This window comes from Leptolyngbya sp. NIES-2104 (assembly GCF_001485215.1).
Lineage (GTDB): Bacteria > Cyanobacteriota > Cyanobacteriia > Leptolyngbyales > Leptolyngbyaceae > Leptolyngbya.
Window position 1 is genome coordinate 4,429,278 of sequence record NZ_BBWW01000001.1, and the last position, 14,617, is coordinate 4,443,894.

Here is a 14,617-nt window from a genome sequence, read left to right on the forward strand (position 1 = left end):
TCTCTGCGATCCACGGAGATGAGGCGTATTCATGAGTTGGTTGGCGGCATCAAATCCTTGTCCTGGTTTATTCTACGGGACACCTGCACAAGATGGAACTTTGATTCGGATTCGGGTTCCGGGTGGAATCTTGAATCGAAAACAAGCGATCGCAATTTTAGAACTGAGCGATCGCTGGCAGACTTCAAACATTCAAGTCACCAATCGGGCAAATCTTCAATTCCGCGCAGTGCGATCGATTCCGACTTCTGAAGCTTATACAATGCTGCAATCGGTCGGACTGGCGGCAAAAGATCCTGAGTTGGATCATTTGCGAAATATAATGACAAGCCCGACCGCAGGCATTGATCCAAGCGAATTGATCGATGTGCGATCGATTGTTCAAGCGATCGATGATTACATTCAGAACACACCAGAACTGATTGGATTACCTCCAAAGTTTAGTATCGGGATTGATGGCGGCGGCACAGTTGGAATTGGGGCAAGATCTGGATCTCAATGGCAGCATCGATACAATGAAATTCAGCTTTCGGCAATCAGCCGCGATCGATTCAAGCTCACACTCGGCAGCAATCGACAGTTTTATGAAACGAACGTAGAAACATCTGATTGTTTAGGTGCGATCGCAGCTTTATCACACGCTTATTTAGAGTATGTTCAACAGTCGCATAAGAAAAAACCTCGAATGCGCGATTTGTTGAAAGAATGGGGAATTGAAGGCTTTTTGAATCGGGTTCCTTTTGAATTTAACCCTTCAAATACTTCAATTTCAGAGGCACAATCACAGCATTTAGGAATTCAACCTCAGAAACAATCTGAACGTTCTTACATTGGAATTGCATTAAAGCTGGGGTGGATGTCGATCGCGCAACTCAAAGGATTGATTCAACTAGCAGAAACTTACGGTTCAGGGGAACTTAGGCTTACTCCTTGGCAGTCTATTTTGCTTCCCGACATTCCAACCATACAAGCTGCAAAAGTTTTGAGCGAAATCAAAGCATTAGAGCTATCGACTGATCCGATTGATTCAGCGATCGTAGCTTGTGCTGGAAAACCAGGATGTGCAGCTTCAGAAACACACACTCAAATTCACGCCCTTGAACTTATGAAGCTTCTAGAACATCCCATGAACATTCATATCACAGGTTGTAATAAAGGATGTGCTCAACCGAGTCCCGCAGAGCTTACCTTACTTGGAACGACCATTCAAGGAACTGAAGCTTATTCAATCTATGCAGGCGATCGCTTATTAACAGATCAGCCGATTCCAGCTACAGAGATTTCCTCGATCGCACATCTTATTAACACGCGGCATGATTGACTATATTCGCAACGGCGACGACATCTATCGCAAATCCTTTTCGATCATTCGTGCAGAAGCAAACCTCGATCGCTTACCTGCGGATTTAGCTCATGTCACAGTGCGCCTCATTCACGCTTGCGGCATGACTGATTTAGCTAACGATATCGAAGCGTCTCCGAATGCCGTTCAAGCAGGAAGACAAGCCCTCGAAAAAGGAACTTCAATTCTCTGCGATGCTCAAATGGTCGCGAATGGCGTAACTCGAAAACGTTTGCCTGTGGATAATTCGGTCATTTGTACTTTGAATGATCCAACCGTTCCAGAGCTTGCAAAAACAATCGACAATACCCGATCAGCCGCTGCTCTAGAACTTTGGAAACCGGTGTTAGCCGGATCAGTCGTGGCGATCGGGAATGCTCCAACTGCATTGTTTCGATTGTTGGAATTGTTAGACGAAGGAGCACCCAAACCTGCAATAATTTTAGGCTTTCCGGTGGGATTTGTCGGAGCCGCAGAATCAAAAGCAGAATTGGCGGCAAACAGTCGGGGTGTGCCATTCATTACGCTGCATGGGCGACGCGGAGGAAGCGCGATCGCAGCCGCAGCGATTAACGCTTTAGCAAAACAAGAGGAGATATAACGATGACCGGTCGGCTTTATGGAATTGGTATTGGTCCTGGAGATCCTGAACTCCTGACGATGAAAGCGTTTCGCGTTCTGCGATCGTCGCCCGTAGTGGCTTACCCGATGTCCGATAGTGCGCGAAAATTAGCGCGATCGATTGTGGCGGAATATCTTCGCCCTGAACAAATCGAAGTGCCAATGTATTTTCCCTTCAAGCTCGAAGAATCCGCACAGCCCTACTATGACAAAGCAGCAGAAACACTCGCAGAACATTTAAATGCTGGCAGAGATGTGGTTGTACTGTGCGAAGGTGATCCATTCTTTTATGGTTCATTTATGTATTTGTACAATCGATTATCCGATCGATATCCAACTGAAGTGATTCCGGGTGTGTCTTGTGTGATGGCAAGCCCAGCAATTTTAGGAACACCGTTGACTTATCGAAATGATGTGTTTATGGTTGTCTCTTCGATTCTTCCAGCCGAAGAGTTAGCGGCTCGATTATCAGTCGCAGATGCAGCAGCGATTATCAAACTTGGTAAGCATTTTAGCAAAGTGGTCGAAGTGCTAAAACAGTTGGGACTATACGATCGAGCAAAATACATCGAACGCGCCACAATGCCCGGTCAGCGAATTATTCCGATCAGCGAAGTGAATCCCGCTGAAGTGCCTTATTTTGCGATGATTGTAATTCCGAGTCAGTGGCAACCGTAATGTCGATCGCTGTTGTTGTTTTAGGTCAAGCGAGTGTTCCCGTCGCTCGTCGAATTGTCGATGCTCTACCCAATGCAGTCTTGTACGGCTTAGAGCATCGAACCACTGGAGTCGATCGTACTTTTACTCAATTCGGTGAAACGGTTCGCGAATTGTTTAGTCGAGGAACTGCGATCGTCGGAATTTGTGCTGCGGGAATTTTGATTCGCACCGTTGCACCGTTGCTAAATAACAAATGGAAAGAACCTGCGGTGATTGCGATCGCAGAAGATGGTAGTGCGGTAGTTCCGTTGCTGGGTGGATTACAGGGCGTAAATGATCTTGCTCGTGAGATTGCTACGGTATTGGAGACTGTTCCAGCAATTACAACGACCGGAGATATTCGATTTCGGACTGCATTGTTATTGCCTCCGAATGGTTATCAACTATTAAATCCTGATGATGCTAAGACTTTTTTAGCGGATCTACTCGCAGGTGAAACCGTCAAAATCGAAGGGTCTGCACCTTGGTTAGAAAATAGTCAGCTACCGATCGCTGAAGATGCCAGATTAACCATCAAAGTCACCGAGCAAGCAATCGAAGGCGGTTCTGATTGTTTAGTGTACCAAGTGATTTCAACTCAACGATTGGCGATTATTGGAACGGGACCCGGATCAGCAGAATGGATGTCGCCGCAGGTGAGAGAAGTTTTGCGATCGTCTACAGATTGGATCGGCTATCAAACCTATCTGAACTTAGTTGAACCACTCCGCACAACTCAGCAAATTCATGTGTTTGACAATCGTGAAGAATTAGAACGAGCAGCATTGGCGCTAAATTTGGCGGCTGAAGGGCGATCGGTAGTCATGGTGTCTTCCGGTGATCCAGGCATTTATGCGATGGCGGCGGCGGTATTTGAAGTTCTAGAGCGCGAAAATAAACCGGAATGGAGCGCGATCGACATTCAAGTCTGTCCGGGTATCTCCGCGATGCAAGCGGCGGCGGCTCAGGTGGGCGCACCTTTGGGACATGATTTCTGTGCGATTTCCCTCTCGGACATTCTCAAACCTTGGGAAACGATCGCCGATCGCATTTGTGCAGCGGCTCAGGCAGATTTCGCGATCGCCTTTTACAATCCCATTTCCAAAACTCGCACTTGGCAACTAGAAAAAGCAAAACATCTGTTATTGAACTATCGCACTTCTGATACTCCGATTGTTCTCGCTCGAAATCTCGGTAGACCTGGACAGCAAACCCAGGTGAAACGATTGGGAGATTTGTCGATCGAGGATGCTGATATGAGAACCGTGATCTTGATTGGCTCGAGTAAAACGCGATCGATTCCACGCTCAGATGGCGGCGTCTGGGTCTATACGCCTCGTCGGTATGATAGTTAATCTGCCATTGCAAAGATTTGAGCCGCAGTGAGTTCTAGCTCCGTCAGAATCGAGGACACAATGCGATCGTTCTCTCGAAACAGTTGCGATTGATATTCTCCATTGATCAATCGATTCAGTGTAATGGTCGGTTGCTTGGGCTTGCCGATATAGCGGATGCCACCAAACGCCCCATAATCCACGATCCAATACTCTGAAATGCCCAACGCTTCATATTCTAGGAACTTTGTATCGTAGTCATCTGCCCAGTTCGTACTTACCACTTTAATCACTAAGGGTGGAGGAATATAGGCAGCAGCAGACATCGAACTTTGTCGCATTCGTTCCCATTCCGATGTCGCAAATACAACGATATCCGCTTTCCGACTTTCTTCACGTCCTGTCGTTGGATTGTTGCCTAATCGAATCTGCTTTGACTGACGTGGAACATAGGGGCAATCTTGCGCCACACAATGATGATCTAGAAAAGCACAGAGTCGCTGAATCAGATCTTCGTGTTTGGCATTGGGTTCAGTGATTGGCATCGGCATCCCATCTCGCAGCTCGAAGCTTCTGCCTGTTCCGTCATCCCAAGCAAGAAACGCTTCAAATGTCAGTGGCTCAGCTACAGTAGCAAACATTACTTCTTTACGATGGTGGGACATTACCCCCAGTATACGGTTTTGGCTGAACATGCAGCCTTGGCACGATCGCATCATACAACCGATTCGCGATCGCACTGTTCGCACTGTCTGTTAAATGAATCGCATCCTGAAACACTTCGCCCTGAGCCGTATTCACGGTTTCGGTTAAATTCAGCGTTGCCGTATTGGGCGTTTCGCGTTTGACTTGTTCGATCGCGCTCTGAAGTTTCGTATAGCCCGTTTTAATCTGCTCTGGGTAACGTGCTCCTAACTGATCGAGAATTTCCTTTTCACGTCCCGCAGGTTTGGCAGCACGTGAAGACACTTCAGGCTGAAGCGCAATGAACAACGGAATCTTAGAAGCGGAGACAAGCCGGGAAACTTGCTGAAGATTTTGCCGATAGCGGGTTGTCCGTTGATCTAGCTCTTTTGTATCCGTCGTTAACCGATCTTGCACTGGAGCTTCAGTGGGTGGAATTAATTGCTTGAGTGCAGTTTGGGGACGAAATACCCAGTACTGAACGCTTTTAACAAGATAGAACTGATGGAAAAAGTTGTCTAAATGATTGCCCCAGCTTGCTATCAAATGCCGCGGTGCACTTGCCATCAACGATTCGACTTCTGGAACATCAACACCTTCGTTGGCACTTGGCAACAAGAGATCAGAATAGCCATTCATCAGCACGATCGCATCTGGCTTGTAAGGCAACACTTCAAACGCTAATTGCGCTAATTCATTGCCAGACGCATATCCAGGAACTGCGGCATTAATCACTCGATAGCGCGTTTCTCGAATCCGGGGAGGAAGTTTCAGCGCTTTTTCTAACTCATCCGCAAAATAAGGCAGCGTATCTGGTCGGAACTTATTCGGAGCAGATTTTTGAGCCGCGACTTGTTGATTTAGACGAGTTTCAAGCTGAGCCGCGATCGTACTTTGATTGTTAGAACTCAGTTGCCCGAATGCCGCTGATCCACCCAGTAGAAAAATTCGTACCTCATCTCTGGGTTTATCCAAGCTGACCGCTTGATCGGCTCGAAATCCTTGTTCATTGATTTTCCAGGCGGGATTTTGTTGATTGCCCATCAGCCGATAACCCAACATCGGGCTACGTTTGACCGTTAGTTGTCCGTGATCTGGCAATCCGGCAAACGGTCGTCCTTGCTGATCGAGAAACTTCAAACGATAAGCGGTGATATTTAGGGGTTCACCTCTAAACGCATCTAATTCTGCGGTTTTGCCTGCTGCGCCCACAGCTAAACGGGCAAACAGTTCCAATCCAAGCAAAACCAGCGGAATCGAGAGAAAGATCCACCGTTTCGGCAATGCCTTTTTCTTCTGATATAGCGAACGACTAGACCAGGAAGACTTTCGGCTAGACCTAAAAAACATTCACACTTTCCTCTTTTACGATCGCAGTTCGGGTAACGCAGAATCCGTACTAAACCTGGTAGATGAAATTGATCGAACCGTTAGACATTCAAGTTTGCTCGATCGCACCTGACGATTTTTCAACAGTTGCAGACGGAATTTGAGTCCGCAAGGTCTTAAGATATTGGTTTCAAATCTTACTACCATACCGTACAACGAAACCGTTTTTTCTGACATTTCTCAACATTTGAATCCGATTTGCCATCGCCAGATTCAATCACAAAGCGGGAATTCTGACGGAGAAAACAGATGATTTTTTCCGTTATGAATAAGTTGTCGCTTGAGCAATGTTACGCGCTGTTAGACGTGCATCCGGGAACTTCGATCGCAGAACTCGATGCAGCGTACTCGAAAAAAGTGATGGAGAAAATTCAGCAAGGCGCAAAGCAGGAAAAAGTCTTGCTCAAAGCAGCTTACGATCGCATTCGAGCAGATCTTTATCAATCAACTGAGGAACTTCCGCTAGTTCAACAGGTGACAGACTTGCTTCAACACCTCAGTCCAGAGCCATTTCACGTTAAATTTCAAGCAAATACGCTGCAATTGTTTTTCAAAACGAATTCAACAGCGGACTATGCAGATTTTATTTATGAAAATCTGAGTGAATTAAAATTGCCTGAAACTAAAACGATCGTGATTTACGGAATGCGATCGACAAAAGCGGTCAACTGGAAAAAACAATTCCAGCTTGATGCAATTTCTAAGGACGATTTGAATCCTTATTCTTTCAAGAATCGCTATATTTTGCTTCTGGCATTTCCGATCGCGATGTGTAGCTCAGTTCTGTTTCAATCGCTTGGCTTTACGAGAATTTTGCTGCTTCCGTTGCAGATTTGGGTGCATGAAGTCGGTCATGCAGTCGTCGCTTGGTTTTCAGGACGAAGAGCAATTCCGCTTCCCTTTGGTTGGACGAATGTGGCATTAGAGCGATCGCTGTTTGTTTATTTTGGCATTCTCTTTTTACTCGGTTTATCGTTCCGCGCGGGTTGGAAAGAGAAAAAGCGATCGACGATCATTTTCGCGATCGTTTGTGCAATTCTTCAGTTTGTGATGACCTGGATACAGTCGGCTGATCACTTTGAAATGTGGCTATCTTTTGGCGGAATTGGCGGCGAATTCTATCTCAGTGCGTTAATGATTGCCGGGTTTTATTTTCAACTTCCGAACTATTGGAGATGGGATTTCTGGAGATATCCGTTTATCGTTGTCGGTGCGAATACGTTTTGGGCAGCATTTTCACGCTGGCAACAGATTAAGAAAGGGACAGAATCGATTCCTTGGGGGTCGCTTTTATTTGGAAATGGGGACGCTGGCGGTGATATGAATCAACTCAGTCAAGTGTATGACTGGAGCGATCAGAGAATTATTGCAACTTACAACACACTTGGTAACGTCTGTTTTATCCTCTTGCTCAGTCTCTACATTTTCTTTGTGGTTAAACATCGGCGTTGGATACTTGATCGCATTAGCAGCAAACCCTTCTAATAGAGTTGAACTCAACAAGTACGATTTATGCCAGATTACACGCCGCAGATTCGGGAATTCATGCGATCGCACAATCTCAAAACGTTCCGAGAACTCCGAGATCGCACTGGCATTTCTGAAAAACAACTCCTCAAACTGCGCCGTGGAGAACTTCAACAACTCCGCTTAGAAACACTCTCTCAATTTGCAGCAGGTTTAGAAATTTCACTCGCTGATCTACTTGCACTGTTCGACCTGATGCCAGCCATTCAGAAAGAATACGATCGACTACAAACCCAACTATCCGAACAACGCGACACACTGTTGCAAGAGTTCCAACAATCGAGCTTACAAACCTTAGAACCGTGGTTGATTCAATGGTCTGCGGCGGCGTATGCAGCTCAACAAAATCCGCAAGCTCCAGCCGTGAAACTATTACCGTTAGTGCGTCCGATCGAGCAACTACTACAACAATGGGGAATCGAACAAACTGCGATCGTCGGTTCTGAAATTTCTTACGATCCACAGCAGCATCAATTAATGGGCGGAACAGCGGCACCGGGCGATTTAGTGCGAGTTCGGTATGCGGGCTATCGACAATACGATCGACTGTTGTATCGTGCCAAAGTTAGCCCAATTTAGTAGTGCAAAAATACTAAACGTAGAATATAATTATTTTCTAACGGCAATTAGGAGTCTTAGTCTGATGATTCTCCAAACCGAAACTAAGCGCAAATACACTCCGGAAGAATATTTAGAAGCTGAGGTGCAATCCGATGAGCGCCATGAATACAACGATGGTGAGATTCTTTTAATGACAGGCGGACTTCCCAATCACAACAAAATCGCAGGCAATCTTCACACCGTGCTAAACGTTGCTTTGAAACGCGAACCATACGGCATCTTTGTAGCAGATCAGCGCCTATGGATTCCTAACAAGCGAATTTATACTTACCCAGATGTAATGGTGATGACGGAACCGCCTCAATGTCAAGAAGGTCGTAGAGATACTTTGATAGATCCATTGCTGATTGCAGAAGTATTGTCAAAATCTACTCGTGACTATGACAAAGCTGGTAAATTCAGCGCTTATCGCACAATCTCAGCATTTCAAGAGTATTTATTGATTGATCAATACTCAATTCATGTTGAACATTACACAAAGGATGGGAATCGCTGGATTCTAGTTGATTATGAAGATGAGAATTTAGAGATCTCACTTTCATCTGTACCTTGTCAGATTTTGATTTCTGACCTTTACAACAAAGTCGATTTCTCTGAACAGCAGAACGAGGAAAGCGATCGCACTTAAAACGCTCTAGAGGTAGAATTCGCGATTTCTCCGTTCCCACCTTTGACTGATGCCACTCTTGTCTAAATTTGGTGAACTAGCAAGAGAAACCCAATAAGGTAGAGAGTGATTGTCATGCGTAAAATCAATATTGGATTAAGCGACGAACAACGCCAAGGCGTATGCGAAATGCTAAACCGCGACTTGGCAGATGAGAACTTGCTTTTGATTAAGACCAAAAAATACCACTGGGATGTCACAGGTCCCGAATTCCGCTCCTTGCACCAGATTTGGGAAGAGCAGTACACCATTTTGAATGAAGCGATCGATGCGATCGCTGAGCGGGTTCGTCAGTTGGGCGACTATCCTGTTGGAACCGCAAAAGGCTTTATCGAATACTCCACGATCGAAGAGCACACCGGTCAAGTTCCTCCTGCCTCGAAGATGGTCGAAAACCTCGTCGAAGACCACGAATTGATCATCCGCAACTTGCGCGAACACATCGATCGTTGTTCCGAAGAGTTCCATGACGAAGGAACGGCTGACTTCCTCACCGGAATGATGGAACAGCACGAAGAAATGGCGTGGATGTTGCGCTCGTTCATCCAAGGTAAGCGCGTTGAATCCGATGGCGAAACCCCGAACGAAGTCAAGTTCCCCGCAGGCGTCGCAAACTAGCGATCGACTAATCTAAAACAGCGCCCGGAGCCTTCACGACTCCGGGCATTTTGCTATCTAATATCACATTCAACTTCTACAGGAGTCGGCGGCAATTCTAACGGCTGATTGAAATACACCATCGTTGTCGTCTGGTTCACCTCAAATCCAATCCGCTTATAAAATTCCTGCTGATTCGTGGTCATTAAATAAAGCCGTTCCACCTTCGACACATGCGGATGGCTCAAAACGGTTTGCACTAATTTCCTTCCCAAACCCGCCCCTTGATAATCCGGATGCACAACAACATCCCAAATCGTGGCGCGGTAAACTCCGTCTGAAGTTGCACGAGCAAATCCAATTAATCGATCGCTATCCCAAGCCGAAATCACCGGATCACTATTTTTAATCGCGATCGCTAAATCCTCACAGGTACGATCGCTTGCCCAAAATGCTGCAACTTGAAATAACGCTTGAAGTTGAACCAGATCGATTTGGCTTTTACGATCGCAAAGTTGAACGTGACTACAATCCATCCTGATGTCCCAAAATGTGCGTGAAACCTTGTTGTATCTAAAATCGATTTTGATATCCGTCGCAAATGTATCACTCTGGCTTCAGAAAGTTTTTTGAGCTAAAGAAACAAAGTCATGCGATCGCGAGTCAGTGCCCACGATTGCCGTATTATCAAAGTCAATCTAGTTCAACCGGATTCGAGTCGTATGTCTAAGTTAGTTCCGCCCAAACCCCGTCGAATTCGGAGACGTTCTCCCGTCATCTTAATTGGAATTCTCTTGATTTGGAGTTTAATTCTCGGTTGGGGACTCGCTCAAGCCGTTGAACCCTCAAAGAACTCGGCTGAGATTGGTACGGTCGATGTCGTCGCTGGCAATCTCAAATTAGGACAGCAGGCTTATCTAGAAAACTGTGCGACCTGTCACATTGGAATTCCACCCGCTGCTTTCCCCACACAAACTTGGCGAGATTTGCTGAGAGATCCTCAACATTACGGCGCAACGCTGACCCCGTTGGAAGAGCCAACTCGATCGCTCGTTTGGACGTATTTAAGAGCGTTTTCCCGCCAAGTCGTTGAAGGAGAGCGAATCCCTTTCCGATTTGGAGAATCGAAGGCGTTCAAGATTCTGCATCCGAAAATTGAATTATCTCGATCGATTCCAATCTCTAGCTGCGTCAGTTGCCACCCCGGAGCAAACCAATACAATTTCCGCAAGCTCACCGCCGAGTGGGAGAATTCACCCTAGAACACTGTGCTACTCTGAGTAGTAATCGGAGTAGCATAAGCTTTTAAGAGAAGTTCAATGAAAGTCTCGATTTCTTTGTCAGATGATCTGGTTGCTTATCTTGATCAAAAAGTTGAGAACCGCAGTCAGTTAATCGAAGCACTTTTACAACGTTGGCGAAAGCAGCAAGAGCAGCAAATTCTAGTCGAAGCTGCGATCGCGTTGGACGAACTGGAATGGGATGAAGAATGGCAACAAGCAGCGATTACCGATTGGGAAGCATCTGGCTAATTCGATTTGATCCCTCGATCGGTTCAGAAATTCAGAAAACTCGTCCTGGAATTATTGTCTCTGCAACCGCATTCAATCAGCGCAGCCGAGTCACTGTACTTCCCATCACTTCTACAACTCCCAAGGCGAAAATGCTGCCTGTCATGATCGCGATCGCTCCTTCTGAAACAAATGGACTTGATGTGGAGAGCTACGCGGTTTGCATTGATCCGGCAACATTCGATAAAAAACGCCTGGTCAAACGTCTGGGACAGATCGAGATAGAGCAAATTCAACAGATCAAGCAGATTCTCGCTACGTACTTGGATCTAGAGCCGCCAGAATAATCGCCTTTTGTTCGGCTTTCCCCCGATGCCTTTGCCCGTTCAGGTTTCGTTCTGAGTGATAGGATTGGAATACTTATCGGGATCGAAACAAAAGCGTAACTCTGCACGTTTTGATCACCGAAGCCACAACCCACATTCAGAAGCTCTGATTTTCCCCTGTCATGCTTAAAAACCTCCTGGGCGACCCCAATCAACGCAAGCTCAAGAAATACAAACCGCTGGTCAACGACATCAATCTGCTCGAAGAAGAGATTGAGCCGCTTTCAGATGACCAACTGAGAGCGAAGACCACTGAATTTAGAGAGCGACTCGCCAAGGCGAAAAACAAAGAAGAAGAGAAGCAGATTCTCGATGATATTTTGCCGGAAGCATTTGCGGTGGTACGAGAAGCCGGAAAGCGCGTTTTGGGAATGCGGCACTTTGATGTGCAGTTGATCGGCGGGATGGTGCTGCACGATGGACAAATCGCGGAAATGAAAACTGGGGAAGGAAAAACTCTGGTTTCGACGTTGCCTGCTTATCTGAATGCGCTCTCTGGGAAAGGGGTTCACGTCGTTACAGTAAACGACTACCTGGCAAAACGCGACGCGGAATGGATGGGACAAGTTCACCGCTTTTTGGGTCTGAGCGTCGGACTGATTCAGCAAAACATGAGTCCGATCGAGCGTCAGAAAAATTACGCCTGCGATATCACTTACGCCACAAACAGTGAACTCGGCTTCGATTATCTGCGGGACAATATGGCGACTTCGATGGAAGAAGTGGTGCAACGCCCGTTTAATTATTGTGTGATTGACGAAGTAGATTCGGTGCTGATCGATGAAGCCCGGACTCCGTTGATTATTTCTGGTCAAGTCGAGCGTCCGACTGAGAAATATTTGCAAGCTGCGGGAGTTTCTCGTGCGCTGAAGCGGGATGATCACTATGAAGTCGATGAGAAACAGCGAAACATTCTTCTGACGGATGAAGGGTTTATCGCCGCAGAACAGTTTCTTGGCGTTTCCGACTTGTTCGACCCGAATGATCCTTGGGCGCATTATGTGTTTAACGCGATCAAAGCAAAGGAACTGTTCATCAACGATGTGAATTACATTGTGCGAAACGGCGAAATCGTAATCGTGGATGAATTCACCGGGCGTGTGATGCCGGGTCGTCGGTGGAGTGATGGATTGCACCAAGCGATCGAAGCGAAAGAAGGGGTCGAAATCCAAAACGAAACCCAGACTTTAGCAACGATTACGTATCAAAACTTCTTTCTGCTGTATCCGAAACTCGCCGGAATGACCGGAACGGCGAAAACTGAAGAAGCGGAACTTGAAAAGATCTACAAGCTTGAAGTCACGCTCGTTCCTACAAACCAACCGCGTCGGCGGGTTGATCTATCAGATGTCGTTTACAAAACGGAAGCAGGCGATTTAACCGTTTTTGCTCGTGAATGCGCTGAGAAGGTCGCACAAGGTCGCCCGGTTCTCGTCTGGGTGATGAACCTCGAAGCGATGAGTAACCTGTCTCAATTGCTCGAAAGACAGGAATTGCCGCACAATCTTTGTCCTGGTTTGCCTCAAAGCACCGAGCAAGCAAGAGAAATCGTACGGCAAGCGAAGCACCCCGGAATGATTACCGTGACAAACAGTTACGAAGTCTACCGGATGGTTCGGCAAGCGGTTCCTGAAGGCGATGAAGGTTTATTTGTTCTGAGCATTACCGGAAAGTGGAGTGCGATCGCGCTTGAATGCGAAGAGATGCACCGCACAGGTCGCCCGGTTCTTGTCGGTACGACCAGCGTTGAGAAATCAGAATTGCTGTCTCAACTGCTGCAAGAATTAAACGTGCCGCATAACCTACTGAATGCGAAACCGGAAAACGTCGAGCGGGAATCGGAAATTATCGCTCAAGCGGGTCGGCTGGGCAAAGTAACGATCGCGACCAACATGGCAGGACGCGGAACCGACATTATTCTGGGCGGAAACTCCGATTACATGGCGCGTCTGAAGATCCGCGAGTTCTTCATGCCGCGAATCGTTGAGCCAGAAGATGACGATGATTTTTCAGGAATGGGCTTCGGAGAATCGCGGGATGGCGGGCAAGGTTTCGCACCCGGACGCAAGATCAAAACCTGGAAAGCAAAATCGGATATTTACCCGACGGAACTTTCTGCGGAAACAGAGCAAGCCTTGAAGGATGCGGTTCATATCGCCGTTCAGCATTATGGTGAGCGCAGTTTGCCAGAGTTGGAAGCGGAAGATAAGATCGCGACCGCAGCGGAAAAAGCGCCGACAGACGATCCGGTGATTCAAAGTCTGCGGGCAGTCTATAAGATGATTCGGAAAGAATATGATGTCTTTACCGATCGAGAACACGAAGAAGTGGTAAGTTTCGGTGGGCTGCATGTCATTGGTACAGAACGTCACGAATCGCGGCGGATTGATAATCAGTTGCGCGGACGGGCAGGACGACAAGGCGACCCTGGATCGACTAAGTTCTTCCTTAGTTTGCAGGACAACTTATTGCGGATTTTTGGCGGCGATCGCGTTGCGGGTATGATGAATGCCTTCCGCGTCGAGGAAGACATGCCGATCGAATCGAAAATGTTGACTCGATCGCTTGAAGGCGCACAGAAAAAGGTCGAAACCTATTACTACGACATTCGGAAACAGGTATTTGAGTATGACGAAGTGATGAATAATCAGCGTCGTGCCATTTATGCCGAGCGTCGTCGGGTGTTGGAAGGTCAAGATCTTAAAGAGAAAGTGATTGAATATGCAGAGCGCACAATGGACGACATTGTAGAGGCGTATATCAATCCTGAACTGCCGTCGGAAGAATGGGAACTCGATAAGCTCCTGAGCAAGGTGAAGGAGTTCGTGTATTTGCTCAATGATCTAGAGCCGAGCGATTTAGAAGATATGACTTTGGGCGAGATTAAAGCGTTCTTGCACGAACAGGCTCGGATTGCTTATGACCTCAAAGAAGCAGAAGTCGATTCGATTTCACCGGGTCTGATGCGTCAGGCGGAACGGTTCTTTATTTTGAATCGGATTGATACTCTGTGGCGTGAACATCTGCAATCGATGGACGGATTGCGCGAATCGGTGGGTCTGCGGGGTTACGGACAGAAAGATCCGCTAATCGAGTACAAGAGCGAAGGGTATGAATTGTTCTTGGAAATGATGATCAACATTCGTCGGGATGTGGTCTACTCGCTGTTCCAATTCCAACCGCAGCAACAACAGCCACAGGTTGAGGTTGAGGTGGTTTAGATTGAGATGAAAAAAAAG

The 14,617-nt window shown here is 46.8% G+C and carries 15 protein-coding genes; 12 read left to right on the forward strand and 3 right to left on the reverse strand.

All coding sequences use genetic code 11. The features are described from left to right. The first annotated feature begins 31 nt into the window (after positions 1-31). From cobG to cobJ, 4 genes are read left to right on the forward strand one after another with little or no spacing between them, the layout of a single operon-like run. Positions 32-1,321: a precorrin-3B synthase gene (gene cobG / locus NIES2104_RS21125; protein WP_059000204.1), complete on the forward strand. Its 1,290-nt coding sequence runs from the start codon at positions 32-34 to the stop codon at positions 1,319-1,321. Then, positions 1,314-1,943, forward strand: a complete 630-nt coding sequence (locus NIES2104_RS21130; protein ID WP_059000205.1) for a precorrin-8X methylmutase — start codon at positions 1,314-1,316, stop codon at positions 1,941-1,943. Before cobG ends, NIES2104_RS21130 begins: the two co-directional genes overlap by 8 nt. 2 nt (positions 1,944-1,945) lie before the next feature. Further along, positions 1,946-2,641, forward strand: a complete 696-nt coding sequence (locus NIES2104_RS21135) for a precorrin-2 C(20)-methyltransferase (protein WP_059000206.1) — start codon at positions 1,946-1,948, stop codon at positions 2,639-2,641. Then, the gene (gene cobJ / locus NIES2104_RS21140) at positions 2,641-4,017 is read left to right on the forward strand and encodes a precorrin-3B C(17)-methyltransferase (protein ID WP_059000207.1); all 1,377 of its coding nucleotides are present in this window, start codon (positions 2,641-2,643) and stop codon (positions 4,015-4,017) included. The genes NIES2104_RS21135 and cobJ overlap by 1 nt, the downstream gene beginning before the upstream one ends. Here the strand turns inward: cobJ and NIES2104_RS21145 are convergent. Together NIES2104_RS21145 and NIES2104_RS21150 are read right to left on the reverse strand one after the other, a co-directional pair. Continuing rightward, on the reverse strand, positions 4,014-4,637 hold the full coding sequence (locus NIES2104_RS21145; protein ID WP_059000208.1) for a Uma2 family endonuclease: 624 nt from the start codon (positions 4,635-4,637) through the stop codon (positions 4,014-4,016). The two genes, cobJ and NIES2104_RS21145, sit on opposite strands and share 4 nt — an antisense overlap. 7 nt (positions 4,638-4,644) lie before the next feature. Continuing rightward, positions 4,645-6,030: a GDSL family lipase gene (locus NIES2104_RS21150; protein ID WP_072218109.1), complete on the reverse strand. Its 1,386-nt coding sequence runs from the start codon at positions 6,028-6,030 to the stop codon at positions 4,645-4,647. A gap of 288 nt (positions 6,031-6,318) precedes the next feature. Between NIES2104_RS21150 and NIES2104_RS21155 the strand changes: the two genes are divergently transcribed. The 4 genes from NIES2104_RS21155 (at position 6,319) to NIES2104_RS21170 (ending at position 9,502) form a co-directional block, all read left to right on the forward strand. Then, entirely contained in the window at positions 6,319-7,554 is a 1,236-nt protein-coding gene (locus tag NIES2104_RS21155; protein WP_059000210.1) for a hypothetical protein, read from the forward strand. Positions 7,555-7,581: 27 nt separating this feature from the next. Continuing rightward, complete coding sequence (locus tag NIES2104_RS21160) at positions 7,582-8,175, forward strand: helix-turn-helix domain-containing protein (protein WP_059000211.1); 594 nt, start codon at positions 7,582-7,584, stop codon at positions 8,173-8,175. A gap of 64 nt (positions 8,176-8,239) precedes the next feature. Continuing rightward, complete coding sequence (locus NIES2104_RS21165) at positions 8,240-8,845, forward strand: Uma2 family endonuclease (protein ID WP_059000212.1); 606 nt, start codon at positions 8,240-8,242, stop codon at positions 8,843-8,845. A gap of 114 nt (positions 8,846-8,959) precedes the next feature. Next, entirely contained in the window at positions 8,960-9,502 is a 543-nt protein-coding gene (locus tag NIES2104_RS21170) for a Dps family protein (RefSeq protein WP_059000213.1), read from the forward strand. 53 nt (positions 9,503-9,555) lie between these two features. On the opposite strand, the gene NIES2104_RS21175 is transcribed toward NIES2104_RS21170, so the two are convergent. Then, positions 9,556-10,017, reverse strand: a complete 462-nt coding sequence (locus tag NIES2104_RS21175; RefSeq protein WP_059000214.1) for a GNAT family N-acetyltransferase — start codon at positions 10,015-10,017, stop codon at positions 9,556-9,558. A 186-nt stretch (positions 10,018-10,203) separates the two neighbouring features. Between NIES2104_RS21175 and NIES2104_RS21180 the strand changes: the two genes are divergently transcribed. From NIES2104_RS21180 to secA, 4 genes are all read left to right on the forward strand, one after another. Then, the gene (locus tag NIES2104_RS21180) at positions 10,204-10,743 is read left to right on the forward strand and encodes a diheme cytochrome C (RefSeq protein WP_059001972.1); all 540 of its coding nucleotides are present in this window, start codon (positions 10,204-10,206) and stop codon (positions 10,741-10,743) included. A gap of 57 nt (positions 10,744-10,800) precedes the next feature. Beyond that, positions 10,801-11,013, forward strand: a complete 213-nt coding sequence (locus NIES2104_RS21185; protein WP_059000215.1) for a hypothetical protein — start codon at positions 10,801-10,803, stop codon at positions 11,011-11,013. Beyond that, on the forward strand, positions 10,971-11,339 hold the full coding sequence (locus NIES2104_RS21190; RefSeq protein ID WP_192843612.1) for a type II toxin-antitoxin system PemK/MazF family toxin: 369 nt from the start codon (positions 10,971-10,973) through the stop codon (positions 11,337-11,339). The genes NIES2104_RS21185 and NIES2104_RS21190 overlap by 43 nt, the downstream gene beginning before the upstream one ends. A gap of 161 nt (positions 11,340-11,500) precedes the next feature. Continuing rightward, the gene (gene secA, locus NIES2104_RS21195) at positions 11,501-14,599 is read left to right on the forward strand and encodes a preprotein translocase subunit SecA (protein WP_059000217.1); all 3,099 of its coding nucleotides are present in this window, start codon (positions 11,501-11,503) and stop codon (positions 14,597-14,599) included. Positions 14,600-14,617 lie beyond the last annotated feature (18 nt).

Bases quoted from the DNA above. Each gene is read 5' to 3' on its own strand.
- secA (WP_059000217.1), top strand. From the start codon at position 11,501: ATGCTTAAAAACCTCCTGGGCGACCCCAATCAACGCAAGCTCAAGAAA.
- cobJ (WP_059000207.1), top strand. From the start codon at position 2,641: ATGTCGATCGCTGTTGTTGTTTTAGGTCAAGCGAGTGTTCCCGTCGCT.
- NIES2104_RS21165 (WP_059000212.1), top strand. From the start codon at position 8,240: ATGATTCTCCAAACCGAAACTAAGCGCAAATACACTCCGGAAGAATAT.
- NIES2104_RS21185 (WP_059000215.1), top strand. From the start codon at position 10,801: ATGAAAGTCTCGATTTCTTTGTCAGATGATCTGGTTGCTTATCTTGAT.
- NIES2104_RS21175 (WP_059000214.1), bottom strand. From the start codon at position 10,017: ATGGATTGTAGTCACGTTCAACTTTGCGATCGTAAAAGCCAAATCGAT.
- NIES2104_RS21130 (WP_059000205.1), top strand. From the start codon at position 1,314: ATGATTGACTATATTCGCAACGGCGACGACATCTATCGCAAATCCTTT.
- NIES2104_RS21160 (WP_059000211.1), top strand. From the start codon at position 7,582: ATGCCAGATTACACGCCGCAGATTCGGGAATTCATGCGATCGCACAAT.
- NIES2104_RS21180 (WP_059001972.1), top strand. From the start codon at position 10,204: ATGTCTAAGTTAGTTCCGCCCAAACCCCGTCGAATTCGGAGACGTTCT.
- NIES2104_RS21155 (WP_059000210.1), top strand. From the start codon at position 6,319: ATGATTTTTTCCGTTATGAATAAGTTGTCGCTTGAGCAATGTTACGCG.
- NIES2104_RS21190 (WP_192843612.1), top strand. From the start codon at position 10,971: ATGGCAACAAGCAGCGATTACCGATTGGGAAGCATCTGGCTAATTCGA.
- NIES2104_RS21145 (WP_059000208.1), bottom strand. From the start codon at position 4,637: ATGTTTGCTACTGTAGCTGAGCCACTGACATTTGAAGCGTTTCTTGCT.
- NIES2104_RS21150 (WP_072218109.1), bottom strand. From the start codon at position 6,030: ATGTTTTTTAGGTCTAGCCGAAAGTCTTCCTGGTCTAGTCGTTCGCTA.
- cobG (WP_059000204.1), top strand. From the start codon at position 32: ATGAGTTGGTTGGCGGCATCAAATCCTTGTCCTGGTTTATTCTACGGG.
- NIES2104_RS21170 (WP_059000213.1), top strand. From the start codon at position 8,960: ATGCGTAAAATCAATATTGGATTAAGCGACGAACAACGCCAAGGCGTA.
- NIES2104_RS21135 (WP_059000206.1), top strand. From the start codon at position 1,946: ATGACCGGTCGGCTTTATGGAATTGGTATTGGTCCTGGAGATCCTGAA.